General features: G+C 56.1%; 25 protein-coding genes. 7 read left to right on the top strand and 18 right to left on the bottom strand.

The window, feature by feature from the left end; all coding sequences use genetic code 11:
- From OXF42_00655 to OXF42_00620, 8 genes are read right to left on the bottom strand one after another with little or no spacing between them, the layout of a single operon-like run.
- Entirely contained in the window at window positions 1-1,062 is a 1,062-nt protein-coding gene (locus OXF42_00655) for a radical SAM protein (GenBank protein ID MCY4046612.1), read from the bottom strand.
- Complete coding sequence (locus tag OXF42_00650; protein ID MCY4046611.1) at window positions 1,059-2,378, bottom strand: glycosyltransferase; 1,320 nt, start codon at window positions 2,376-2,378, stop codon at window positions 1,059-1,061. The genes OXF42_00655 and OXF42_00650 overlap by 4 nt, the downstream gene beginning before the upstream one ends.
- Before the next feature lie 3 nt (window positions 2,379-2,381).
- On the bottom strand, window positions 2,382-3,317 hold the full coding sequence (locus tag OXF42_00645; protein MCY4046610.1) for an NAD-dependent epimerase/dehydratase family protein: 936 nt from the start codon (window positions 3,315-3,317) through the stop codon (window positions 2,382-2,384).
- Between the two features lie 42 nt (window positions 3,318-3,359).
- Window positions 3,360-4,235: a carboxylating nicotinate-nucleotide diphosphorylase gene (nadC, locus tag OXF42_00640; GenBank protein MCY4046609.1), complete on the bottom strand. Its 876-nt coding sequence runs from the start codon at window positions 4,233-4,235 to the stop codon at window positions 3,360-3,362.
- Window positions 4,232-5,764 (bottom strand): L-aspartate oxidase, encoded by a 1,533-nt coding sequence (gene nadB, locus OXF42_00635; protein MCY4046608.1) that lies wholly within the window; start codon window positions 5,762-5,764, stop codon window positions 4,232-4,234. Before nadB ends, nadC begins: the two co-directional genes overlap by 4 nt.
- Window positions 5,761-8,388: a [protein-PII] uridylyltransferase gene (glnD, locus tag OXF42_00630; protein MCY4046607.1), complete on the bottom strand. Its 2,628-nt coding sequence runs from the start codon at window positions 8,386-8,388 to the stop codon at window positions 5,761-5,763. Before glnD ends, nadB begins: the two co-directional genes overlap by 4 nt.
- A 4-nt stretch (window positions 8,389-8,392) precedes the next feature.
- On the bottom strand, window positions 8,393-9,064 hold the full coding sequence (locus OXF42_00625) for an O-methyltransferase (GenBank protein ID MCY4046606.1): 672 nt from the start codon (window positions 9,062-9,064) through the stop codon (window positions 8,393-8,395).
- Window positions 9,061-9,624 carry a cob(I)yrinic acid a,c-diamide adenosyltransferase gene (locus OXF42_00620; protein ID MCY4046605.1) on the bottom strand — a complete coding sequence of 188 codons (564 nt, stop codon included), beginning with the start codon at window positions 9,622-9,624 and terminating at the stop codon, window positions 9,061-9,063. Before OXF42_00620 ends, OXF42_00625 begins: the two co-directional genes overlap by 4 nt.
- A gap of 106 nt (window positions 9,625-9,730) precedes the next feature.
- On the opposite strand from OXF42_00620, the gene OXF42_00615 reads away from it, so the two are divergent.
- The gene (locus OXF42_00615; protein MCY4046604.1) at window positions 9,731-10,483 is read left to right on the top strand and encodes an acetoacetate decarboxylase family protein; all 753 of its coding nucleotides are present in this window, start codon (window positions 9,731-9,733) and stop codon (window positions 10,481-10,483) included.
- A gap of 43 nt (window positions 10,484-10,526) precedes the next feature.
- Here the strand turns inward: OXF42_00615 and OXF42_00610 are convergent, their stop codons facing one another.
- The 8 genes from OXF42_00610 to OXF42_00575 all read right to left on the bottom strand — a co-directional run bounded on the left by OXF42_00610 (window position 10,527) and on the right by OXF42_00575 (window position 16,775).
- A complete protein-coding gene (locus tag OXF42_00610) occupies window positions 10,527-11,150 on the bottom strand; it encodes a restriction endonuclease (protein MCY4046603.1) in 624 nt (207 codons plus the stop codon).
- A gap of 16 nt (window positions 11,151-11,166) precedes the next feature.
- Window positions 11,167-11,991, bottom strand: coding sequence for a DNA methyltransferase (locus OXF42_00605; protein ID MCY4046602.1), 825 nt, complete (start codon window positions 11,989-11,991; stop codon window positions 11,167-11,169).
- Window positions 11,988-12,362 carry an IS1595 family transposase gene (locus OXF42_00600; protein ID MCY4046601.1) on the bottom strand — a complete coding sequence of 125 codons (375 nt, stop codon included), beginning with the start codon at window positions 12,360-12,362 and terminating at the stop codon, window positions 11,988-11,990. Before OXF42_00600 ends, OXF42_00605 begins: the two co-directional genes overlap by 4 nt.
- 3 nt (window positions 12,363-12,365) lie before the next feature.
- On the bottom strand, window positions 12,366-12,566 hold the full coding sequence (locus tag OXF42_00595; protein MCY4046600.1) for a hypothetical protein: 201 nt from the start codon (window positions 12,564-12,566) through the stop codon (window positions 12,366-12,368).
- 280 nt (window positions 12,567-12,846) lie between these two features.
- The gene (locus OXF42_00590; GenBank protein ID MCY4046599.1) at window positions 12,847-14,052 is read right to left on the bottom strand and encodes an FRG domain-containing protein; all 1,206 of its coding nucleotides are present in this window, start codon (window positions 14,050-14,052) and stop codon (window positions 12,847-12,849) included.
- A gap of 193 nt (window positions 14,053-14,245) precedes the next feature.
- Complete coding sequence (locus OXF42_00585; protein ID MCY4046598.1) at window positions 14,246-14,458, bottom strand: hypothetical protein; 213 nt, start codon at window positions 14,456-14,458, stop codon at window positions 14,246-14,248.
- Between the two features lie 33 nt (window positions 14,459-14,491).
- Entirely contained in the window at window positions 14,492-15,757 is a 1,266-nt protein-coding gene (locus tag OXF42_00580) for a porin family protein (protein ID MCY4046597.1), read from the bottom strand.
- A 70-nt stretch (window positions 15,758-15,827) separates the two neighbouring features.
- Window positions 15,828-16,775, bottom strand: coding sequence for a hypothetical protein (locus tag OXF42_00575; protein MCY4046596.1), 948 nt, complete (start codon window positions 16,773-16,775; stop codon window positions 15,828-15,830).
- 151 nt (window positions 16,776-16,926) lie between these two features.
- Between OXF42_00575 and nuoE the strand changes: the two genes are divergently transcribed.
- From nuoE to OXF42_00560, 3 genes are read left to right on the top strand one after another with little or no spacing between them, the layout of a single operon-like run.
- Window positions 16,927-17,400 (top strand): NADH-quinone oxidoreductase subunit NuoE, encoded by a 474-nt coding sequence (nuoE, locus tag OXF42_00570; protein MCY4046595.1) that lies wholly within the window; start codon window positions 16,927-16,929, stop codon window positions 17,398-17,400.
- A gap of 8 nt (window positions 17,401-17,408) precedes the next feature.
- Window positions 17,409-18,755: a DUF4147 domain-containing protein gene (locus tag OXF42_00565; GenBank protein MCY4046594.1), complete on the top strand. Its 1,347-nt coding sequence runs from the start codon at window positions 17,409-17,411 to the stop codon at window positions 18,753-18,755.
- Window positions 18,752-19,390: a hypothetical protein gene (locus OXF42_00560; GenBank protein ID MCY4046593.1), complete on the top strand. Its 639-nt coding sequence runs from the start codon at window positions 18,752-18,754 to the stop codon at window positions 19,388-19,390. Before OXF42_00565 ends, OXF42_00560 begins: the two co-directional genes overlap by 4 nt.
- Before the next feature lie 4 nt (window positions 19,391-19,394).
- On the opposite strand, the gene dnaB is transcribed toward OXF42_00560, so the two are convergent.
- Both dnaB and OXF42_00550 read right to left on the bottom strand, forming a co-directional pair.
- On the bottom strand, window positions 19,395-20,750 hold the full coding sequence (dnaB, locus tag OXF42_00555) for a replicative DNA helicase (GenBank protein MCY4046592.1): 1,356 nt from the start codon (window positions 20,748-20,750) through the stop codon (window positions 19,395-19,397).
- A 93-nt stretch (window positions 20,751-20,843) separates the two neighbouring features.
- Window positions 20,844-21,338 carry a cupin domain-containing protein gene (locus OXF42_00550; GenBank protein ID MCY4046591.1) on the bottom strand — a complete coding sequence of 165 codons (495 nt, stop codon included), beginning with the start codon at window positions 21,336-21,338 and terminating at the stop codon, window positions 20,844-20,846.
- Between the two features lie 42 nt (window positions 21,339-21,380).
- On the opposite strand from OXF42_00550, the gene OXF42_00545 reads away from it, so the two are divergent.
- Genes OXF42_00545 through cmk form a run of 3 tightly spaced genes read left to right on the top strand, consistent with a single transcriptional unit; the run spans window position 21,381 to window position 23,772 of the window.
- A complete protein-coding gene (locus OXF42_00545; GenBank protein ID MCY4046590.1) occupies window positions 21,381-21,803 on the top strand; it encodes a hypothetical protein in 423 nt (140 codons plus the stop codon).
- Between the two features lie 23 nt (window positions 21,804-21,826).
- Window positions 21,827-23,122, top strand: coding sequence for a 3-phosphoshikimate 1-carboxyvinyltransferase (gene aroA / locus OXF42_00540; GenBank protein ID MCY4046589.1), 1,296 nt, complete (start codon window positions 21,827-21,829; stop codon window positions 23,120-23,122).
- Window positions 23,119-23,772 carry a (d)CMP kinase gene (gene cmk, locus OXF42_00535; GenBank protein MCY4046588.1) on the top strand — a complete coding sequence of 218 codons (654 nt, stop codon included), beginning with the start codon at window positions 23,119-23,121 and terminating at the stop codon, window positions 23,770-23,772. Before aroA ends, cmk begins: the two co-directional genes overlap by 4 nt.
- The last annotated feature ends 25 nt before the right edge of the window (window positions 23,773-23,797 follow it).

The raw sequence follows: 23,797 nt of genomic DNA, 5'->3' as shown, positions 1-23,797 counted from the left end.
CTATGCGAACTCCAGCGGCGGTTTGCGCATGTTGCACTTCCGACAAACCTCGTGCCGCATGTAATCTTTAATTAGGTCTTTGTATTCCGGGCTGTTCCATATAGGCAACAGCCCCTTGCCAGACACATTGCCAAAATCACCCAACGTGCGGCGCAATGTATCGGGCGCGCAACAAGGGTCGAAACGCCCCGCATGGTTCACCCATGCCTCCTGACCGAGAAAAGGGCATCGGGCGTCCGGGTGCAACTCGCCGCCATGACCGGGGTCAATCTCATAGATATTTTCCAAGCGAATACGCTTGCCGTTCGGTAGCCGCCTTTCTTCGGCAATACGGCGGCACTGCCGAGCAATTGTATTCCAGCGCGTGATGGAATCACTGTTGCGGCGCAAGTCCTGACCGGCAATCTCCCTGAAATGCGCCCAGAGATGGTGTCCCTTCACCCTGTCAACGCCTTCCGCAACAGCCAGTTCCACAACCTGCGGAACCTGAGGAAGGTTCATTTCCATAAAGGTCATTTGCAGAGTTACGGAACAGTAGTTTCCGCCGCCCGCCGCATGCCTGTCGCGCGTCCGCACAAAGGTTCTGAGATTTTCAAGATTTTTTTCAAAATTATTGCCGACCATGACGATGCTTTGAGATTGCGCGTCCGCTCCGTTCCAACTGATCTTCACATCAGACCCTATAGGGACAATAAGTTCCGCCCACCTTTGCGCGCCAAGTCCGGGAAAGGTGCCGTTGGTGGTCAGGTTCATTTTTACACCATGCTTCCGGCACAAATCAATAATGCGCGGCATGTGCTTATACATCAGTGGCTCGCCCATTGTGGAGGGAATAATTTCTCTCAGCCCCGCTGGCGCGCACTCCTCAATGACACGCTCAACTGTCTCAATGGACATGCGTCGGCGCGGAACCCTTCCGCTTGCGCGCGCCTGTTTCCGCGGGCTGTATGCGGAATGCTCTTCACACATGACGCAACCAAGGTTGCAGTCATCCGGGTTGGTGTCAAAGGTTATGCGCCAAGGCGAGGCGAGGCACTTCAAATCCCCCATGCCGCCGGTCAACTGCTTGCCTCCCGCCCGGATTGAGACGCGCCTTGTGTCAAGCGCCCGTAGTGTCGCAAAACTTCATCCGCATGCCGCCGAGCGCAGGGAATTTGACCGTCATCGGAAAACAGGTAGCCGCGCTTTCCCATGCGTTTGAGCGAAACCGGGTCTGCCACTGCCGCGCGCATCGCCGTGCGTAGGTCGTCCGAGTCGCGGTGTCTGAAAGTCAGGCCGTTCTCCCCGTTTTTGACATATTCGCCCATCCCCCCGTGGCTTGCGGTAATAACCGGCACGCGGCATTGCTGGGCTTCATGAATCACGAGGGGTGAGTTTTCATCCCATATTGACGGAACAACAATACAGTCGCAACGGTTGAAAACATCCCTGACAATATCCTCATTGCGGTATTCGGACATCCACTCTATGCGCGATGCGGTATTCGGGTAATCTGCGGCTTGGTGCTTCAGCGAAGCGGTCAGTTGTCCTTCGGCCCTTCCCCAGATGCGCAAGCGGGCTCCGCCCGGAATACCGGAGAATGCCTCTATAAGAAGGTGAATTCCCTTTGACGGAGAGTGGCGTCCGATGAACCCGAAAACAAAATCTTTTTCACATTCGCGTTGGCGCCCTTTGTAGCGGTCACGATCAAAGCCGTAGTCCGTAAAAACCGTTTTTTCCTCTTCAAGGCCGAACTCATTCACATATCTGCACATAAGATGACGGGACGGCGCGATGAACAGGTCCACGTTGTCGCATGTGCGATGGGCCTGTTCCATTCTGTTGCCAATCCACCGCTCCCAGTAACGCGTTTCCTCATCAGGGCGGACGCCCTCAATGAAACGGTTGTAGCACTGCGTGGCGCACTTCCGGTTTTCCTGACCGTCGCAGATACTCCATGGCTCGCCGCTGGAAAGTCCGCATTGCAGAAACTGCCCGCGCGGACACATAAGCCAGAAATCATGTAGGGTGAAAACCACTGGCAACCCGCATGATTTCGCGACCAAGGGCAACCCCATGGAAAGATGGTTAAGATGCCCGAAATGAACAATATCCGGCGAGGCGGAATGAATGACGCGCTCAAACACCTTGTCAATGTGATGGTTCTGAAAGCGCGAGTTTGACCGCGCGTGGTTGACCAAGTGAACCGGAATGTTATCTCTGACAGGGTCTGTTTCCGTTTGCAGTGTATAGTCTGGCAGAAAGGGGTCTTCCTGTCTTGCAAATACCTCCACCTCGCAACCCTTGTCACTCAAGGCATGCGCCAGCGTCTGGGTGTAAACCTCTGAGCCCGCATTGTAGCGCCTCGGATAGCCGTGTATTACCAGCAGTGCTTTCATCCTTTACCCCGAACACCTTTCAAAACTTCTTACGGCAAGCTTAACCCCTTCCGCTATGAAGATTTTGCAGGAGAATCCCAGTTTTTCCCTTATAAGCGAGGGGTCGCCATAAAAGCGACTGACATCATAATCTCTGCCCCGCCCGTAGACAATGCCGGAGTTGCCGCCCGCTGTTTTCCGCACAAGTTCCGCAAGGTCCTCTATGCCGGTCGGCTCCCCCGGCAGAACATGCATTGGCGGAAGTGAAGCCCCACCGCCGTGAAGATGTTTTGCGGTCATGACAACAGCGTTTGCCGCATCCTCTACATGGGTAAAATCAAACACCTGCCCGCCACCGTGAATCTCCAGAGGCTTGCCGCCCAAGGCGTTGCGGATAAAGGAGTTGAGCAGTCTGGTGGGGTGGTCGCCGGGGTGGCCGTAAACATTTGAGAATCTGAGAACCGAATGAGTCACTCCGTCTTTACGACAATACTCCGTTACCAGACGCTCCCCCTCCGCTTTTATCCGCCCGTAGTGGTTTATCGGACTTAATGCCGCCGTTTCACAAACAGGAAAAAATGAGGGCTCTCCATACACCTCGCGGCTACTGCCAAAAATAAACCACCGACAACCCGACGCGGCCACTGCCCTGAGCAACCGCAAAACGCCATACAGATTGACATGGCTACATACCTCAGGGTTTCTCTCGGCATCACACACCCTTGACACTGCGGCAAAGTGAACAACTCCGGCAACCCCTTTCAGCAAAGCATTAAGGTCATTAGAGGTTATGTCACTCATACAATCCACGGGATGCCCGTCAAGGTCGCACGGGCGCAGGTCAAGAGTCTTCACCGGCCAGTTGATGTTTTCAAAAGCCCTTCGCGTTGCGGTTCCCAAAAGCCCGCCCCCGCCTGTAATCAAAACTGTTTCTGATTTTGCCGATGTTTTGCGAACCATTGCAATTTGACTATAGCACACAAACGGGGGGCGGAGCCGCCTTCAAACCATATCCAAACTGATATCCAGCGCGGGCGCGGAATGTGTGAGCGCCCCGACCGATATAATATCAACGCCGGTTTCAGCAACCTCTCTCACATTTTCAAGCGTAACCCCGCCCGACGCCTCAAGCAGAACCTTCCCCTTCGCAAGGGCGACCGCCTCTTTCATCTGCTCCGCGCTCATATTGTCCAGCATAACAATATCCGCCCCGGCGGCAACGGCCTCGGTAACCTGAGAGAGTTCCTTCGCCTCCACCTCAAGCGGGAAACGAACATAATTCTCCTCCGCCTCTTCCGCCCTCCGCCGCGCTTTTGACACAGCCCCGGCGACCCCTCCGGCAAGTTTAATATGGTTGTCTTTTATCAGTATGCCGTCATAAAGCCCGAACCGGTGGTTTTCGCCGCCGCCCATGCGGACGGCGTATTTTTCAAGTTCCCTCAAACCCGGAGCCGTCTTGCGGGTGTCCATTATTCTTACGCCTGTTCCCCGCACCGCCTCAACAAAACGGGAGGTGAAAGTGGCTATTCCGCTCATGCGCTGAAGGATGTTGAGCGCGAGCCTCTCGCCCGAAAGTATGTGCCTCTGTGAGCCGGTTATGAAAACGATTTCATCACCGGCCTCCAGCGCGTCCCCGTCTTTCACACGCGACCGCCAGGCAAGGTTTTTGTCCAGTTTCTCAAAAACGGTCTTTGCCACACCGAGACCCGCAAGAATGCCGCGCTGCTTTGAGCGCACCGCCGCGCCGCACTCAACATCGGTTTCAAACAACAACTCCGTGGTAACGTCCCCGCCGCCAATGTCCTCCCGGACGGCCGCCTCTATGAGGGCGTCAACCTTTTCCCGGTCAAGAACCGGCGGCTTTCTCTCAATCTTCACAAGTCCTCCCAGCCGGGAACCAGCCCGCCCGCATTCTTACTGAAAATACTGTGGCGGCAAAGCGCGGGGTCGGTCTCGGGGAAATCCTCCCGTATGTGAACCCCCCTTGACTCCTCCCTCATTAGCGCCGCGCGCGCCATCATCATATAAAGACCCGCCGCGCGCGACCGCCCGCCCGTCCGGTCAAGAACACCCTCAAGGACGGAGACAAACTCCCTTATCTTCTCTCCGCTCCGGACAACGCCTAACATATCCGAGGCTTTTTCGGCAAGCGTCCCGTCTCCGGCGGCCTCTTCGCGCGGAAGGGGGGGAGGAGCGGCGGACTCAGGGGAGGCAAGGCTACCCGTGCCGCCGTTTTCAAGCGCGCCCAGCGCCGACCTTCTTGAAAAAACAAGGCACTCAAGAAGCGAGTTGCTCGCAAGGCGGTTTGCGCCGTGGACGCCCGTGCATGCGGTCTCGCCGCAGCAGAACAGACCTTTAAGGCTGGTCTCGCCGAAAAGCCCCGTGCGGACGCCGCCGATGGTGTAGTGAGCCGCCGGGGCAACCGGTATGGGCTGCGTGAGGCAGTCAACGCCGCTGTCAAGGCACATGCGGCGAATGTCTGCAAACCTGTTTTTTATGACGGCGGGGTCAACCCCGGTCAAATCAAGGTAAACGGGCCCCCGGCCCGTCTCCAGATGTATCGCCTTTGAAACCGCATCTCTGGGAGCAAGGTCTCCGAGGGGGTGCGCCCCCTCCATAAACTTTTCGCCGCTTGCGTTCACAAGGCGGCCCCCCTCCCCCCTCAGGGCTTCGGATATGAGAAAACTCGCGCCGCCGCCGGGAGAGTGAAACGCCGTAGGGTGAAACTGCACAAACTCCATGTCCATTATCTCCGCGCCCGCCTCATAAGCCATGGAAATGCCGTCCCCCCTCGCCGACCGGGGGTTGGTCGTCCGGGCAAAAAGCGCCGCCGCCCCTCCCGTGGCAAGTATGGTGGAGCGAGCCCGCGCCGCGCCGCGCTCTCCGCCGCGAACAACCCACGCGCCGAGGCAACTGCCGCCCGCATACATAAGCCCCTCCACCCCGGTCTGCTCCATAATCGTTACATTCTCCGAGCGCGACACGGACGATATGAGAAAATCAACCATTTTTCTGCCGGTCGCCGCGCCGCCCGCATGCAGAACCCGCCGCTTTGAATGGCCCCCCTCAAGGCCGAGGTCAAAACCCCGGTCTGAAACATCAAACTCCATTCCGAAATCCGCCATCTCAATCACCCTCTCCCTGCCCTCGCACACCAGCGCCTCAACCGCCGTCTCCGAGCAAAGGCCGCAACCCGCCTTCAGGGTGTCATCCCTGTGCAGAAAAGTGGAGTCGCCCGCGTCAACCGCCGCCGCAATTCCGCCCTGCGCCCAATACGAATTGCTCTCCTTGAGAGTGGTCCGGGTAACAACCGTTACCCGCGCCCCGCGCCCCGCCGCGCAGAAAGCCGCATACAGCCCCGCAAGGCCGCTCCCTATGACGAGAATGTCCGAGGGTTTCGCGCTCATCCCTCCTCCCCCAGACGGGCAAGCAGGGAGCGCCTGATCTTCTCAAGAGCGCTCCGGCTTTCCACCTTGCGCCCGCCGCGCCCCGTCACATAGAAAACATCAAAAACCTGCTCGGCACGCGTTGACACCTTCGCGTAGGTTATTGAGACGCCCGCCTCCGCAAGCGCGCTTGTAATGTCGTAGAGTACGCCCTCCCTGTCGTCCGCGACCACTTCAACGATTGTCGCCCTGTCCGAAGACCTGTTGTCAAACACGACCGCAGGCGCGGACGAGGCGGTCTTTCTCTGCGCAAGGGCAAACCGCCGCCGCTTTTTCATCTCGCCGTCAAGGTCAAGCGCTCCAGCAAGGGCTTTCTTTATGTCGGCCTCAACCTTGCCCCACAACTCCGGGCTGCCGACGGCGGAGCCGTCCGGCCTGCTGACATACATAACGTCCAGAACATTGCCTTCGCGCGAGTTTTCCGCCCGCGCGTCCAGTATGTTAAACCCGTTCGCGCTCATCACGCCGCAAAGAGTGCGGAACAGCCGCTTGCGGTCTTTTCCCCAGAAAACAAACTCGTCATAACCCTCGGTCTCGTGGTGAACCACCCCCGTTGACACGCCGCCCCGGTGCGCTCCCATTATCTCCAGATGCTTTGCCATACTGGCGGGCGAGTGGTTGAACAGGTAGGACGGGGGCATTTTGCCTATCGCTTCCGCCGCCTGTCCGGCGGAGACCTTTCCGCCGGACAGGCGTTCTATCTCGGCGCACACCGTCTTCTTTCTTGCCCCGGCGGAGGGGGAGCGCTCCACCCTGCCGGACTCAAACACCCTGAGCAGGGAGAAATAAAGGTTTTTGAGCAGCATCCCCTTCCAGTTGTTCCACACATCGCCGCCCACCGACCTTAAATCGGCGAAGGTGAGGATGTAAAGCAGAGACAGCCGCTCCTCGTCTCCTATCCGGCGGGCAAGGTTTGAAACCAGTTCGGTGTCGTTGATGTCCTGCTTCTGGGAGAAATCCGACATTACCTGATGGTTCTCCACAAGGAACTCCAGCAGGTCGCGGTCGCGCGGGGGGAGGCCGAGGCGGCGGGCAATCTTCCCCACCATGTCGCGCCCGGCGCGCTCGTGCCCCTTGCCGACGACGCTCTTGCCGATGTCGTGAAACAGGCAGGCGAGGTATAAAACCTCCCTGCACATTACGGACTCGGCAACCTTGGTAAGCAGGGGAAACTCCCGCTCGCGGCTGTAGTTGAAAAGTTTCTCCACCTCGTCAACAAGAAACAGGGAATGGATGTCCACCGTGTAAAGGTGGTAGGCGTTGTGCCGCATCATGCACACTATCTTTCCGAATTCCGGTATGTAATGGGCGAGAAACCGCAGGCGGTTCATAAGGGAGAGGGTTTTGTAAACGTTTTTGCCGGTTTTCAGAATGCCGGTAAATATGCGGCTGAACTCCGGGCTGTTTCTCATCTCCTCGTCCATAAGCGGGACGCGCTCCCGTATCAGGCCGCGCAGATACCTGCTCATCTCAACCCCGTGCCTGTCCGCGTATTCAAACGCCCTGACCAGATTTTCCGGCGTCTTTGTGAACACGTTCTTTCCCGTAACCGACAAAACGCCGTCGCTCACGGTAAACCCGCCCCCCAGATGGCGGGCTCCCGTGTTGCGGGCGGGCGTGTAACTCGCCGCAACCCTCTCAAGCGTGCGCTGAAACTGCTCGCTCACAAGCCCCGCGCGGAGATAGTAAACCCTCATAAACTTCTCAACCGCCTTCATTGAGGAGTCCTGATAGCCGAAAAACCGCGCCACATCGCTCTGGCAGTCAAACGCCAGCCTGTCCTGCTTTCTGCCCGCAAGGTAGTGAAGGTGCGAGCGCACAAGAAGCAGAAAACTCATGCACTTCATCGTCACCCGGAACTCTTTTTCGCTCAAGACCCCCTTGGCAAGCAGGTCTTCAAAACTTTTGACCTTGTATTTTGCCTGCGCTATCCACAGCATGGTGTTCAGGTCTCTCTGCGCCCCTTCGGACTCCTTCACATTGGGCTCAAGCATCCAGACCGAGCTTCCGAACTTCTCCCTCCGTTTTTCCGCCTCGGCTATCTTCTCCGTTATGAACCGCTTTGACAGTTCGGGCATAAGGTCATTGGCAATGGCGGCCTCAAGCGCCTCATACGGGCGCGGGTCTCCCGCCACAAAGCGGCAGTCAAGAAGCGAGGTGAAGGTGACGAAATCCTTTTTGCAGAGCAGCGCGCAGTCTTCAACGGTTCTCACCGCATGGCCGAGGTCAATTTTCATGTCCCACAGGGGATGAAACACCCCCTCGGCGGCGACCGCCGCCTCCTCTTCAAGCCCCGGCTCGTGCAGAACGAGAAGGTCTATGTCGGAAAAAGGGCACAGGTCTCCGCGGCCGTATCCGCCCAGAGCGACAAACGCCACCCCGCGCGGGGCGGAAGGCGGCAGCTCCGCCGCTTTCCTGATGAAAGAGTCGGCAAGGGCGGCCCTTTCGCGCGCCAGCGTTATGCCCGCCGTAAACCTGTTTGCGGGCCCGAAGGAATGGTGTTTTTTCTCTATCCGCTTTGCGCCCCTGAGGTAGAAACTTTTCAGTTTGGCGCGCCCGTCCGGCTGCTGTGTCGCGGTTGCCATGGTGTTAACGAAGCCGCAGGCTCACCGAGAGGCCGTCTCTTATGGGAACTTGAACCGTCATAAAATCCGGGTCGGCGGCGACCAGTTTGTTGAACCGCGCAACGGCCTCGGAATCGGGCGCGCCGTCCGGGCGGGCGGCCCTGCCGTCCCAGAAGGCGTTGTCCGCAATAAAAAGCCCCCCCTTGCGAACCCTGCCCCGCGCGGCGGCAAACATTTCGGGATAACTTTCCTTGTCCGCATCGCAAAAAATTATGTCAAAAGTTCCCCGCGTTTCCGACAGGATTTGCAGCGCGTCGCCCGCGCGGAAGGACACGATCTTTTCAAGGCCGCTTTTCTTCATAAACTCCGCGGCGGAAGCCGCGTTTTCCTCCGACCTGTCCGTGCATACAACCGAGCCGCCGGGACCCGCCGCCTTGGCAAACCAGTAGGCCGAATACCCGAAGCCGGAGCCCAGTTCAAAAACCCTGCGCGCGCCGAGCATCAGCGCCTGCTGAAAAAGAAACCTGCCCGCAAGCCGCCCCACTATGGGGAAGTCCCTTTCCCGCGCCAGATTCTCCATTTCGGAAACGGTTTCGTCCTCCGGCGGAAACGCCGCGCCCCCGGCGAGAGAATCCATATAGGCGTCTATCACCGGGTGGACTATGGCTAATTTCCGTTCTTTCTCGCTTTGTTTCAAGGTTTCGCGCCGAAGTCAACCGGAACTTCGGCAAATCCTTCGCGGATGTTTGAGGCGCGCGCAAGCACAAAAAGCAGGTCGGACAGCCGGTTGAGATACACGACCGCATCGGGGGAGGTTTTCTCCTTTTTCATCAGTGAAACCGCGCTTCTCTCCGCCCTCCTGCACACCGCGCGGGCAAGGTGCAGGGCCGCCCCCGCCGGAGTTCCCGCGGGAAGGATAAACTCTTTCAGCGGCTCCATTGTCTCAAGAAAACGGTCAAGCCATCCCTCCAGTTTCTCCGTTCTTGCGGCGTCAATTCTGGGAGCGTCCACACCGGGCGGGCTTGCCAGGTCCGAGCCGAGAATAAACAGGTCGTTCTGAATCTCCGAAAGCACCGAAAGAATCTCTTCATCGGAGCAGAAGGAGCGCGCCGCGCCTATGGATGAGTTCAACTCGTCCACATCGCCGTAGGCGGCTACTCTGGCGGAGTCTTTGGAAGCCCGCATGCCGCCGACAAGCGAGGTCTCCCCGCCGTCTCCCGTCTTTGTGTAAACCTTTGTTATGCGCTTTTTCGCCACTGAAAAAGAATAGCCCAGCGACCGGGGCAATTCAAACGGGGTTGCAAGGACGCGCGCCGTGTATTACGCTTTCCGCCGTATTGTTTCACTGGGAGGTGACGGTGTCATGAGATTTTTGAAAAGAGTTGTTGTAGCGGTTCTGGTGGCGGTAGCCGTTCCGCTTTCAATTGCGGGCGCGGGGAAAACGCCCGACCCTCTTCCGGCGCCGCAACTTGTTCAGGATGCGTGGATGTTCATGGCGGCCTACAAGGCTGACCCGGTTGCCCTTGAGGAACTTCTTCCCGGAGGTCTCAAGCCGCATCCGAACGGGCATGTGTTTATCAACATGTATACCGTGCCGGAGGAAACGCAGACTTCGGGCTTCGGGGCTTACAATCTCACATATCTTGCCATTGAGATAGACGGGCATGACTCCTATGTAATGGACAGGGAAAACGGCTATCCGGGCAGGTATTTCGTCCACTATTTCAACAGTTCACCGAAGATGAGGAAGTTTGCCGAGAGCGCGGGCATTCCCGCCGAGGCGGGCAGGACGGCGGCTTATGTAAGGGGCGGAAAGGTGAAAGCGTCCCTCAGAATAGGCGGCAAGCGGCTGATAAAGGCCGAGGCGAAGTTGAAAAGCAGAAGGCTTAAAAACCCTGAAAGCGGGCATTTGAACTATTTCGGGCTGAAAAACGGCAGGGTGGTGAAACACCCTATTCCCTATCTCGGCTCAACAAGGGCTATAAGCGACCCGAAGATAGAGATAACCGCGCCCGAAGGGCATCCGTTGCACAGACTGAAACCGATAGCCGACCCCACATGGGCGGTGTGGATGAAGGGGAGTTTTGTTTATCCGCAGTTTGAGTATGTGAATTGATGAGGGGGAATAAGAGATTGTTACTGGATTACGAAACTGGGAATCATGTATTAAAGTTGCCACTCTTTACAATCTCCGATTTGACCGCCTCAATACCTAGGAGTTTTTCAACAAAGACAGTAAGGTTTTCTGGCTGGTCTTTTTCCCGCTCTCTCACGATTTCTGCGTAGTCAAGATTGAGAAGACCGCAAAGTTCAGAGCCGGTCATTGCTTGGGCCTCGCTGATTTTGTTTTTGAACCCCGCGCGGATTTTGTCTTTGTCTGGCTGATTGAAGCAACAAAAGCGCATGTCAACAGTCCAAGGAATGCGCGTTCCGAGATACTGGATGAACCTATGAAGGTTTGCGCGTTCCCCGGCGGCTTTCTTTGTGTCAAAAGCATCTCCGTCTTTGAGTTCAAGAACAAGACATTCCTGAGCTGTTCCCTTGCGCCGGAAGATCATAAAGTCCGGCTCTGCTCCGGGGTAATCTATTGTCTCGCATTGCTTGATTGCCTCTTTTGAGGCAACAGAGACGCCCGCAGTAATGATGTCTTGAGCAAGGAAGGCATCAAGGTCAGAGATTGTGCGGGAACGCTCAAGGATGATACTCTCAAGTTCCCTTCCTGCCGATATGCTTGTGGAATGAACTTGCGAAATCAGCGCACCAAGTTCAGGAACGCCGAACAAGCGCGTATATCCGCCGTCAGTCCGTCCGGGTTTTGCCTTTTTTAACCGTGCCAACGATGTCGCAACCTATAAAGTTTCGCCCTACCTCTTGGCAGGACTTGAGAACAGAATAACTGCCTGCGGCAGGGTCAACAACAAAGTCGCCCTCATTTGTTACGGCCTCAATCAGGCGCGATTGTAACCCTATGGGCTTGCGGTGGGTGTGTCCGCTGTTTTCCTTCGCCTCCGACCATACATCGGGAATGTTGTGGATTTTCCAAACACCTTTAGCGCGTTTCGGGGCTTTCTGTATCACGACCAGACTCTCGCAAGTCCGGCGCGTCCGGTAGCCCATTCCGAGCCGTTCCTTATGCCAGACAACCATATCAACGGTAAACAGGTCGGTCCCGGAAATCCAGGGGTCTATACCGTTACAGAGATGAAACTTGTCAACCCACAAAAAGAGATGACCAGACGGAATGAGAACCCGGCTGATTGCGTGAATAAACTCCGTGATTGTATCCTCTCCCATTTGTGGGAGTTCGGCACGGGCGCGCCCCCGCTTGTCTCCCTCATTACCAAACCCTTGATAATCCAGAACGCCCCTATATTGAGGGTCAAAGACAACAACCGGCACAACTCCAGCGGGCAACTCCGCAAGAAGGATGAGGCCGTCATTTACGTTCGGAGCGTTTGTCTTAACGCCTTTGGGAATGACAAAGGACGGGGAAACAATGTCGCGTGCCTTGCTGAAAACCGTTTTGCTTTTCTTCGGCGGGGGTGCGTTCACAACAGCCCGCGCAACATCCTCAAAAGGCGCGTCTATTTTGAACAGGTCTTTTTTTGCCGTTGCCGTTTTCATTGTGTCAACTCTCCATACTTCATCCGATGAGCCATAAACCAAGCGGTCTTTTGCTGAACGCCAAGCCATTTCGCCAACTGGACGGAAGAAACCCCTTTGCTGGACTCAGCAACCAGATACATCGCCATTAGCCATGTGTGGAGAGAGACCTTGCTACTCTCCAGAACCGACCCTGTGCGGACGCTGAAGTACCTCCGGCAACCCCGACAGCGATAAGGCATAGATTTATGCTTCACTTCCGACACTTCAAAACAACCGCAATGCGGACAATGCGGCTCGTCTCCCCATTTCAGATTTTCAAAGAACTCCCGCGCCGCCGCCTCGTTGGGAAACCGGCGCAAAAATCCGTAAACGCTCTTGTTTTCTGGCATTGCTTATTCCGCCCTGTCAGCAATCGCGTTTGCTGTCTTCTTGAGAGTGTCAGCCAAGTCCGAAAGTTCGCCCGCTATCTCGGCGGACTTGCTCCGATCATTCTCGGTAATAGCTACACGGCGAAGGTCATTTGTCTTTGCCAAACAAGAGGCTACTAAACTGGTCGCTCCAAGAGCGCGTTTATGTAATTCGTATGTTGTCATCTGAATTACCTCCTTCATCAAGATAACAACACTATATATTACAGTTGCCAAAGTGTCAAATGGGTTTGGCAACTTTAATACATAGATTCCAACTTTTTCGTTAAGCCAAACGGATAAAACCACATAGAGGTTCACCACATAATCCCCCTACATTAAAGAGGTGAGGATAGTACATGGAATTTGTCAGTTGTGTGTGCTCATCACCACTACAATGGCTCATTCTGCAAATAAGCAACTCTAAACAAGATGTCTGAAACAAAGTCTGTCATCAATGCAACCTTTAGATTTTCAGTTCTCCTTCTATTCTCTTAAGAATGTTAGATGCAGTCAAATTTCCGGAATTGATTTCAAGAGATTTTTTCAGATCGTTTATTGCTTCTGCGTGCTTTCCTAATTTATACTGAAGCCAGCCGCGATTGGTGTACGCTCCGTCATTTTGGGAATTGAGCCTGATTGCTTCCGTATAATCCATTACTGCCTCTGCAACCATATCTAATCGGCTCTTGGCCCAGCCGCTACCTACATAAGCAATACTCTTCTGATATTTCTCAACATCTACAAGGCCAGTCGCTTCGGTGAAATCTTCAATTGCCTTTTTATATTCTTCTAAAGCAAGGTAAAACATTCCTCTTTGATAGAGATTGGTAAAACTTCTTTTTCTTTTGAGTTTCTTGTCATAGTAGTGGACACCCAGTCTTTTATTGTAGTATTTTGTTTTACTATTCCTCTCTATAAATCCCGCCAAGTCAGAAAAGAGGTTTTTCTCAGTAATTCCCATATATTCCAATTCTTGATGCATGTTTCTCTTGTTGTCTGCGAGCACAATAAAAACTTTCGCTAACATTTTTTCTTCAACACTCGGCATTCCAAACAGAAATACCGATTGTTGCATAGTTAGGCGTTGAGTCTCTACATTCGGATTCCCAATTGCTGGTTGCCAAATATACCATCTACCATCATTTTTAAAAAAACTTTCTACATCCTTTTTTAGTTCGTCTTTAGTCCTAATCTCTTCTATCTTGCTATCCTTGTAGTTTACATTCATGCAAAACACTTTCCCATCATTATACTTACCTTCTTCATTTTGATTGTCTTCCTCGCAAGCAAACCACAAAGCCACCAAGGAACTGTATGTAAAATCTATCAATCCTGTTGCCACTCTATTATGTTGCAAGTGTGCCATTATCTCCAAATGATCAAGATTTTTGTAGATATTAGGATATGTCAAGCGAACTTCGTCTACCATCTGATCTAAATAGCCTAAAAACAAGGAGGAAATCTGAAATGGGTATTTGAATTCTAATTCGCTCTCATTAAGAAGCCTAACAGTAGCACTGCTTTGTAGTTTCCAACTCGCGTTTTTTTGTCCACGATAAATAAAGCGAGGTGCACTTTCGGCTTTTTCCGTCTCTTCCATGTAAAGTTTCTTTACCTCTAACAGGTAGTCTTCAAGGCTCGTAATAGTCACTTCTTCGATTTGACTCACAACTCATCTACCTTACTACAAAGATTATTGAGACATCTACTATTCATTATTCCCCTAGCAAGCAACATGTTGTTTGCTTTAGTGTAGCACAAACCCCGCACAGCCTCCCGCAGTCTCAAAAACCCGCAGATAAACTGCGCGCCGCACAACCAACCATCACACCCCGGCCACGCGCCCGTGTCGCGCCACTCCCCTAACGCAAAGCGGGCGCGACACGCTTGATGTGGCCGCCAATTCCTATATCGGGGCGAACAAGAGTTTCGGGAGGCGTCCCGAATCTCGCGCCTTCCCCGCTCCCCGCGCCTCCGCAGGCGGAAAGGGAAAGAACAACGGCAACCGCCAGCGCCGTCAGCGTCAGGCGACCCGGAAAACTCTTTGCTGTGAAGTCTTTCAAACGCATTGTCATGACAATAATCAGGATACCAGCAAATCAACCCTTTCAAAACCTCCGCGTTATATCAAAAACAAAGCGCGTTCTCGTGTAGTCGTAAAAGTCCGCCGATGAATCGCGCCTCGTATGGATGACCGTCACCCTCGGATAAAACCCCCGGTATGAAAGCAGCCTGTTTGCCATGCTCGCCGAAAAATACCCCGTCCACTCGCGGCGGTCTCCGAAAAAGGGGTCCGCCTCCCTGTAAACGCGCCTCGCGGCGTCTGCCCTCAGGGAGACGGTGAATCCCATGGGCATTTCGCGGTAAAAACCCTTTCCGGCGGAAAACTCATCGTATTCAAGATGCCCCGCCCCGGCGCGGCGTAAGACCGCGGCGGCAAGAAGAGTTGAGGCAGTGCGAATGCCAAACAAACGGGTAAGGGAAAATCTTGCCCCCGCGCTGTTGCCGTCCTGAAGGGAATTGCGCGGGAACTCGTGATTTATGACCTCCGCCCCGGCGGACAGCCGCCAGACCGGGGAGAGCGGCAGATTGCCTTCCACCCTGCCCCCGATTGACTGCTCGTATAAACGCCCCGCAAGCAGACTGCGCCAGAATACGGGACCGGCGGCAACCTCCCCGCCGCCAAGACTCTTTACATAGTTCGGAAAAACCTCAAACGTGTGCTGGTCAAAACTCTCGCCCCCGTAATCCTTGACCCACAGCCGCGCCGAAACGCCAAGGGTGTCTCCGCCGCCAAGCCCCCCGAAACCCGTCCGCCATGAGCCGCCGAGAAAAAAGTTCACCCCCCTGCCGCCGGTCTCGCGGGAATCATCGCTCAGCCGGAAGGGCAACCCGCCGATGACAACGGTTTGCAGGGAAGTGGACTCGTTTATATTGCTGTCTTCGGCAACCCCTATTGCAAAGTCCACAGTCCACGAACGCCGCTCTTTCATCAGCGACAGAAATTTTTCTATGTTTCCGCGCACCGCCGGGGGAATGTCTTCGGAGAGAACGGCCTCAAACTGATTTTTGGCGTTCGGGTAATCGCCAGAGGCAAAATAGGCGCGGGCAAGTTCCAGACGCGGGCGGAGCAGCCACGGCTCGCGGTTGACCACCGATTTGAAGGAGTCAACCGCCTCCTTCGGGCGGCCAAGTTCCATGAGGACAAGACCGCGCACAAAATCAAAGGTTCTGCGGTCAGCAACCCCGCCGGGGTCAAGAGAGTCCAGAATGCGGAGGGCGTCCTCCGCATCGCCGCCGGAAAGAGCGGCGCGGGCTGAGTTGAGGGATTCGGCCTCCAAAGGCACGGCGTCCGCAAAGGCGGGCGCGGGCATTGCCGGAAAAAGAGCGAGAAAAAACAGAAAGGCGGGTATTGCGCGGGTCAACAAAACGGGCGCGCGGATTTTATTCCGTAGGGGGTTGCTTTGTAGCGCTGAAAGCCCCGGCTGCGGAAAAAACGCCATCCTCATCGCGGAAACTGGCGCCCCAAGTGCCTCCGATGTATTGGTATTCCGTACCGAAAAACTGGCCGCCCCATTTTCCTCTAACATTATCGGGTCCGGAGGTTTCACCCTTGAAAAATCCTCCGTCAACGGTGCGGTCAATTGAGGCCGCCCCAAGAAGTATCTGCCCGGGCACACCCATGTTGTTCGAGATGTCTATGAGGTTGTCTATAGTTCCGCCGACCGTAGGACTACCCCCAAATTGTACAAGAAGATTCACGTCCGCCGTTGCCATACCGGAATCTCCTTGACCGCCAATGTTTTCATAAGCGGCCAGTGTCTTTCCCTGATATGTTGCGCTACCTGTAGCAGCGGTAATGGTGGCGGCGGGAGTTTTACTAACGCTCAGCCCGTCAGCAAACGCCCCCCATATTATGTTGTCTGGAGTCACCTCGTAAGCCCAGAATCCAAACAGCAGAGGGTCGGTATTCTCATACTGAGGCACATCTTGAGCGTCAAAACCCGAAATGGCAACGGCAATCGCGCGCTCGTGCATGAAAACTTGCGCCCCGGGAAGTTCGGGAATGGAGACGGATGCGGGGGCAAGAGTGCCTACGCCATCTGCCACAATACTGCCTCCCTGATACTGAACCGTATCGGCGGTTATTCCGGAAGTAGCGCGGCTCCCCTGAGTAACACTGCCGGGAACGGGGTCATTTCCAGCGGCTCTCTGTCTGACCGCCGCGCCGGAACCCAAGCCGAGGGAAGTGGGTCCGATGCCACCGGCGCCGCCTCCGCCTCCCCCTCCCCCGCCGCAGGCGGAAAGGGAAAGAACAACGGCAACCGCCAGCGCCGTCAGCGGCGGGCGACTCCGAAAACTCTTTACCGCAAATTTCAAACGCTCCGTCATAGTCTTTTCCTCCGGGGCAACCGGCCCGTCTGAACTATAACATAAAACCGGCGCTTTAATGTCAAACCCGCAAACAACCCTTTCCTTGACCGCCCTTGCCAATAGTATAGTTTTAAGCCGATTTTGAGCGTTGACGGAGAGTGTGTTTCCAATGCCCCTGCCCGATGAGACCAGAGAGCGGATAAAACAGATTATTGAAGAGGCCGAAACCCCGCGCTCGGCCCTTATTCCGGCGCTTTGGGCGGTTCAGAAGCGGCTTGGGTGGCTTTCCACGGAGTCAATGGCCGAGGTCGCGGGCATGCTCGGCGTCCCGCCGGCAAGCGTTCAGAATGTGGCGACCTTTTACACCATGTTCTTCACAAAGCCCGTGGGCAAACACACGGTCTGGGTCTGCGGAACGCTGTCGTGCGCGCTGCGGGGCGCGGGAGAGGTTGAGAAATACATCTGCGGCAAACTCGGCATATCGGCGGGAGAAACCACCGGGGACGGCAAAATAACGGTTATGGAAGCCGAATGCCTCGCGTCCTGCGGAACGGCTCCGGTGATGCTGGTGGACAATGTTCTGCATGAAAACCTGACGCGCGAGCGTGTGGACGAAGTGCTTGACGAGTTGAAAAAATCCTGAAACTTCAAATGCCTGACAAAACCATGAGAGAGCACGCGATGCGGATACTGGACGCCGCAATTGATGCGGCGGACCCGCAAAGGTGCGTGTTTGAGCACGTGTCGGTTGAGGGGCGGGAACTTCGCATTGAAGGGAAAACCTACAACCTGCCGTCTTATGAGAATGTGTTTGTGGTTTCCTTCGGCAAGGCGGCAAGCGCAATGGCGGCGGCGGTGGAGAAACTGCTGGGAGACACAATTACGGACGGCATTGTAATTTCGGGCTCCCGTCCGCGCGAGGATTTCAGGAAGGCGCGGTTCATGCTGTCAAGCCACCCCGTTCCCGATGAAAAGAGTGTGGCGGCGGCGCGCGCGGTGATGGCGCTGCTGGAAAAGACCGGCCCGGCGGACCTTGTGCTGTTTCTGATATCGGGCGGCGGCAGTTCAATGCTCGCAATGCCCCGCGAGGGGCTGTCCCTTGAAGACAAAAGCAGGGTTACGGAGCAGTTGCTCATATCCGGGGTTGACACCTACGGCCTCAACACGGTCAGAAAGAAACTTTCAAAAATCAAGGGCGGGGGGCTTCTGAAACAGGCGCTGCCGTCCGAGGCGGCAACCCTCATTCTGTCCGATGTCGTGGGAGACAACCTTGAGATGATCGCATCGGGCCCCACCGTGGCGGACACCACCACCTACAAGGAGGCGTGGCGGGTGATAGAGGCCCTTGGCGTTGAGCACCAGATACCGCCGAGGGTGGTGGTTGAACTTGAAAAAGGGCTCAGGGAGGAGGAAAAAAACCCGCGCCCCGCGCCTGCGGACGGGGGGGAAGCCGCCCAGACCGTGATAGTGGGCAACAACGGCAAGTGCCTTGACGCGGCGGCGGCAAAGGCGCGTTCGCTCGGCTACGGGACGCTTGTGCTTTCATCGCAAATCAGAGGCGAGGCAAGAGAGGTGGCCAAGTGCGTGGCGGCGGTCGCGCTTGACATAGAGAGGTTTGAAAAGCCGCTTGAGACGCCCGCATGCGTCATTTTCGGCGGCGAAACAACCGTGAATGTCAAAGGCGGCGGCAAAGGCGGAAGAAACACCGAAACCGCGCTTTCCTTCTGCATGGAGGTTGTCGGGCACGGCAACATAGTGGGGCTTTTCGCGGGAACTGACGGCATAGACGGGCCCACCGATGCGGCGGGGGCGATATGCGACGGCGACTCGCGCCTTGTCGCGCGCGCAAGGGGCGTCAGCGCGCGAGACCACCTGATGGCGAATGACTCCTACTCTTTCTTTGACTCTCTCGGAGACCTGATAAAAACCGGCCCCACGGGGACAAATGTTATGGACATAGGCATGGCGCTGATCGGCGCGCCGGGGGGCGGGCGGTGAGCGCAAAAGTAAAAACCCTTGACGAGATTGTTGACGGCGCGGGCGGCGCGGTGGAAGCCGCAATGGAAGTTGCGGCAAGGGAGTGGGGCAGAATCTCCCTGAGCCTTGAGATGTGCGGCAAAACGGGAGAGTTTGACCCGTCTCTTTTTATGATAGGCGTTTTAAGCGAGGATGTGATAATCAAAAACCCGCTTGCGTGCGCCACAAAATCGGTTGACATCAACAGCCCGACCTACTATCCGATGTATCTGGTTAAAAATCTGCTTGAGATGGACGCCCTCATGCCCGCGCGCGGATACCACACCCAGCCCGCGCTTTACTGCCACATTGAACTCGCAACCAAGGCGGCAAACTCTCTGGGCCTGTCCGGCACTCTGGCGATGGGGTTTGCGTGCGGCTACTCGGTCGCGCGGACGGGCTGGATTGCGGAAAAGGGCCTCCGCCGGGAAAGGGAATTCTTCCTCAAAACCTTCTTTGAGAACTCAAAAAGAAACCATGACTGGGGCTTCGGATGGCATTCCACGCAGACGCAGTTAAAAAAGATTTTTGACCGGTTTGCCCTGTGGCAGCGGGACGGCGGGGCGCACCAAAGGGAGACCGCCGAGGAGAGGCCGGTCAAGCCGCTGCTTGTGTGAAGTTTTACTGGCCGCCGTAGCCGTCGTATTCATCGGCGAGGTTGGCAAAACCCGGAATTCCTCTCTGTTCAAGAAACGCGAGTTTGCACACGCCGAGAGGCCCGTTCCTCTGCTTGCCGATGATCACCTCCGCCGTGCCGTCTTTGCTGTCATCATCCTTGGCGTAAAAATCGGGACGGTGTATGAACATCACCACATCGGCGTCCTGCTCTATCGCGCCGCTCTCCCGCAAGTCCGAGAGTTGCGGCCTCCGGTCTGAACGTATCTCTGTCTGTCTGCTAAGCTGCGAAACCGCAATGACCGGCACATCCAACTCTTTGGCAAGCGCCTTGAGAGACGAGGATATCTGGGCTATTTCCCTCTCCCTGCTTTCTATTCTTGTGTCGCCCCTCATAAGTTGGAGGTAGTCAATGATTATAAGGTCAAGCCCCTTGTCTTTTTTGAGCCGCCTGCATTTGGCGCGAATTTCAAAGGCGGTCTGGGCGGCGGTGTCGTCTATCAGTATGCGCGACCGCCCGAACTGTTCGGCGGCAACGCTTATCTTGTCCATATCCTTTTCGTTCACATGCCCGCTTCTGAGGCTTGAAAAACTTACATCGGCCATGGAGGAATACAGCCTCTGGGCAAGTTGTATTTCGGTCATCTCAAGGGAGAACAGCGCCACCGTTTTACTCAACTCCACACCCACGTGTTCCGCCATGTTCAGACACAAAGAGGTTTTGCCGAGGCTGGGGCGCGCCGCCACAACCACAAGGTCGGACGGCTGAAGCCCGGATGTAAGTTCGTCTATCTTTCTGAATCCCGTGGAAATCCCCGTAATGGCCAGTTTCTTTTTGCGCGCCTCCTCAAGGTGTTCCATGGTGCGCACGGCAAGGTCCACCGGTTGCGAGAACGCCGGCCTCACCCTCTTGCGGGCTATTTCCATAATTTTGCTTTCCGCCTGGTCCAGCAGTTCTTCGGGGCTTGCGCCGTTTGCCCCGCTCCGCGCTATGTCGCCGCCCGTGCGGATTATCTGCCTGAGAATGGAGGTGTCTTTCACCCTCTGCGCGTAGTAGGAAACATTTGAGGCCGAGGTAACAACGTCCGCCAGAAAGGTTATGTAGTGGTTGCCGCCCACTTCGCTGAGAGACGAGCCGCCCAGTCCGCTTATGTGTTCGGAAACGGTGAGCACGTCCATCGGCTTGCCCTCCTTGTCCAGTTCAACCATTACCTCAAAAATTTTCTTGTTGGATTTTGAGTAAAAGTCATCCGGCGCCACTATCTCAAGAACTTCGTTTATGCACGAGTTTTCAAGCATTATGGCGCCGAGAACCGCCCTTTCCGAGTCTTCGCTCGTGGGGATGCCCGAAACATCTGCCATATAAAAACCTCAACCTCTCCGCCGTATGCGCGGCGGGTAAAGTTTCTAACTTCAAACCGCCGCCGTGTCAAAAAACGGGGGCGCAAACCCCCTTCAAACCGACAACTCTCTTATCAGCCCCGCATGCGCCGGAAACCGCTCCGCCAGTTTTTCCGTATTGCCGAGTTCAAAATCCTCCTGCTTGTAGGCGGGGGAAACAGTGGTTCCCATCAGCGCAAACTCGCCGCCGTCAACAAGTTTCAAACCCTGCCACGCGCCCGCCGGAACAACCGCCTGCGGATGCTGGCCGGACATTATGTCCGTGCCGAGAAACATCAGCCCCGCCCCTGCGGGGCTCAGGGTGAGCAACTGAACCGGGTCGCCGAGATAGAAATGGTAAACCTCATCGGATTGCAGCCGGTGCATGGCGGAAACCCGCCCTTTTTCAAGCAGATAGTAAATTGCCGATGAAAAACGCCTCTCCCCCCGGTAGCGGGCGGGAAGAGACGGAAAGGTTTCGGAACTTAAGTAAGTCTCCCGGTAAAGCCCGCCTTCGGGCTCAAGCGGCTTGAGACCCAGTTTCTTTATTATGTGAGACGCTTTTATCACGATGATTTACAGGCCGCCCGCCCCGTGTTAGAGTAACAGCAAATGCCCGATTCTGAAAAGCCCTCCGGCCAGACCGAGAAAAACGGCGAAGCCCCCGAAACAGACCTTGCCGCATCAATAGGCATGGCCTTCAATCTGGGCGTTTCCTTCAACCAGCAGGCAAAAGGCTCAATGAGCATAGCGCAGGCGCTCGCCGAGATGGGAGAGCATATTTTCACCAGCCTCAACAAGGCGCACGGAGAAAGGTTTCAGCAGGAATACATCATCGCAAACACCGAATACCTGCTGCAAATCGCCCTGCTCGGATACATAGTCCCGTCAATATGCGACTACGAGGACAACTTCAAGGAACGGCTTCTCTCGCTGATTGAAGCCCGCGCCAGAAAACAGGGGGCGCCCGGCGGAGAAAGCGGCGGCACAGACGACGGGGGCAACAAAGGCGGGGGAAGAATAATCACCCCCTGAACCTTCGGCGGGCGCGGAGAAAAGTGTCCGGAAAAACAACCATAACAATCGCCGGAAAAGGCGGACCCGTCAGAGGGACTGTTACAGTTCCGGGAGACAAGTCCATATCGCACAGGGCGCTGATGATCGGCTCTCTTGCGCGGGGACGGACGGAGATAACGGGCCTTGCGGACGGCGCGGACGTAGCCTCAACCGCCGCCGCATTGCGCGCTCTCGGAGCGACCATAGAGACATCGGCGGGAAAGACATCCGTGCGGTGCGAAAAACTCATCCGGCCTTCGGGCGCGATTGACGCGGGAAACTCCGGCACAACCGCGCGGCTTCTCGCCGGAGTTTTGAGCGCGCAACCGTTTGAATCAACCATAACGGGAGACCGCTACCTGAAAAAAAGACCGATGGAGCGGGTAATCACGCCCCTGTCGCTGATGGGGGCAAGCATATCGTCCGAAGGCGGGCGGCTGCCCCTACGCATAAAAGGCGGCAAACTCTCCGCCATTCACTACCGGACGCCCGTGGCAAGCGCGCAGGTAAAATCCGCCATTGCTCTCGCCGCCCTGTTTGCGGACGGAGACACAACCATTGTTGAGCCAGCGAAAACCAGAGACCACACCGAAATAATGCTCAAACACTTCGGGGCGCGGGTAACAACCGCCGGGGCGAAAATAACTGTCGGGGGAAAGGGAGCGGAACGCCTCCGGGGAACGGAAGTGGAGATTCCGGGAGACATATCGTCCGCCATATTTCCGCTGGTAGCCGCGCTGATAAATCCCGGCTCAAAAGTGAGGGTGGAAAATGTCGGGGTCAACCCCGCGAGGACGGGCGCGATTGACATTCTCGGCAAGATGGGCGCGGATGTCCGCCTCGGCAACATGCGGAGCGCGGGCGGCGAGCCGGTGGCGGACATTGAGGCGGCGTGGACGGGCGAACTCAGGGGCGCGGAGATAGGCGGGAGCGAAGTGCCCGCCGCCATAGACGAACTCCCCGCAATCGCCGCCGTGGCGTGCTTTGCGCGTGGAAAGACAACCATTTCCGGCGCGGGCGAACTCAGGGTGAAGGAAAGCGACCGGATAAGCGCGATGGCCGAAGGGCTGCGCAATCTCGGCGCGAAGGTTGAGGAAACTCCGGACGGAATGCAAATAGAGGGCGGGGAACTCCGCGCGGGAACAGTCTCCAGCGCGGGCGACCACAGGGTCGCAATGGCTCTGGCCGTTGCCGCAACCGGAGCGGAGGGGGAAAGCCGCATTGAAGATGCGGACTGCGTGGCAATATCTTTCCCGGAATTTTTTCAGACCCTTGAAAACCTCAGAGGCGGCAAATGAGAAAGGTTATCACCATTGACGGCCCCGGAGCGTCCGGCAAGGGAACGGTGGCGCGCATAGTGGCAAGGCGGCTTGGAATGAAATATATGGACACGGGCGCGATGTACAGGGCTTTCGCCCTTTTCGCCACGGAGCGGGGCGCGGACGAGAGCGAGGCGGCGGCGCTTGTCGGCGAGGCGGAAATTTCGTTTGAGGACACCGGAGACGGAAACTGCGCGGCGCTTCTCAACGGGCGGGATGTGAGCGCGCTTATCAGAACGCCTGAAATCTCGGAAAGCGCTTCCAGACTGTCGCGCATACCGGCGGTGAGAGAGGCGCTGGGGCGGATTCAGCGCGCCTTCGGGGGGAATTCAAGCATAGTTGCGGAGGGCAGAGACATGGGAACGAGGGTGTTTGCCGATGCCGGTCACAAGTTTTTTCTCACCGCCGATGAGCGGGAAAGAGCGAGAAGGCGAACCGCCGAACTGGCGGCGGCGGGCATACGGCGGAGCGTCGGGGAGACGCTTGCCGAAATGGCCTCAAGAGACGCGCGCGACAGCAAACGGAGTCACTCGCCCTTGAAACCCGCCCCCGATGCTGTGATAATAGACACCACACACATGAGTGTGGATGAGGTTGTTGAGGAAATTCTCAGCTTGGTAAAAGGTTGAACGCTTTTTTCACAAAGGCACGGCG

Source organism: Candidatus Dadabacteria bacterium (assembly GCA_026708565.1).
Lineage (GTDB): Bacteria > Desulfobacterota_D > UBA1144 > Nemesobacterales > Mycalebacteriaceae > Mycalebacterium.
The sequence above is the reverse complement of the archived record's forward strand: the minus strand, read 5'-3'. Positions and strand labels throughout refer to the sequence as shown.

Coding starts and splice junctions, on each gene's coding strand:
- OXF42_00585 (MCY4046598.1), bottom strand. CDS start 14,458: ATGACAATGCGTTTGAAAGACTTCACAGCAAAGAGTTTTCCGGGTCGC.
- OXF42_00545 (MCY4046590.1), top strand. CDS start 21,381: ATGCCCGATTCTGAAAAGCCCTCCGGCCAGACCGAGAAAAACGGCGAA.
- glnD (MCY4046607.1), bottom strand. CDS start 8,388: ATGGCAACCGCGACACAGCAGCCGGACGGGCGCGCCAAACTGAAAAGT.
- OXF42_00580 (MCY4046597.1), bottom strand. CDS start 15,757: ATGCCCGCGCCCGCCTTTGCGGACGCCGTGCCTTTGGAGGCCGAATCC.
- OXF42_00595 (MCY4046600.1), bottom strand. CDS start 12,566: ATGACAACATACGAATTACATAAACGCGCTCTTGGAGCGACCAGTTTA.
- dnaB (MCY4046592.1), bottom strand. CDS start 20,750: ATGGCAGATGTTTCGGGCATCCCCACGAGCGAAGACTCGGAAAGGGCG.
- OXF42_00650 (MCY4046611.1), bottom strand. CDS start 2,378: ATGAAAGCACTGCTGGTAATACACGGCTATCCGAGGCGCTACAATGCG.
- OXF42_00600 (MCY4046601.1), bottom strand. CDS start 12,362: ATGCCAGAAAACAAGAGCGTTTACGGATTTTTGCGCCGGTTTCCCAAC.
- OXF42_00615 (MCY4046604.1), top strand. CDS start 9,731: ATGAGATTTTTGAAAAGAGTTGTTGTAGCGGTTCTGGTGGCGGTAGCC.
- OXF42_00565 (MCY4046594.1), top strand. CDS start 17,409: ATGCCTGACAAAACCATGAGAGAGCACGCGATGCGGATACTGGACGCC.
- OXF42_00605 (MCY4046602.1), bottom strand. CDS start 11,991: ATGAAAACGGCAACGGCAAAAAAAGACCTGTTCAAAATAGACGCGCCT.
- OXF42_00645 (MCY4046610.1), bottom strand. CDS start 3,317: ATGGTTCGCAAAACATCGGCAAAATCAGAAACAGTTTTGATTACAGGC.
- nuoE (MCY4046595.1), top strand. CDS start 16,927: ATGCCCCTGCCCGATGAGACCAGAGAGCGGATAAAACAGATTATTGAA.
- OXF42_00575 (MCY4046596.1), bottom strand. CDS start 16,775: ATGACGGAGCGTTTGAAATTTGCGGTAAAGAGTTTTCGGAGTCGCCCG.
- cmk (MCY4046588.1), top strand. CDS start 23,119: ATGAGAAAGGTTATCACCATTGACGGCCCCGGAGCGTCCGGCAAGGGA.
- nadB (MCY4046608.1), bottom strand. CDS start 5,764: ATGAGCGCGAAACCCTCGGACATTCTCGTCATAGGGAGCGGCCTTGCG.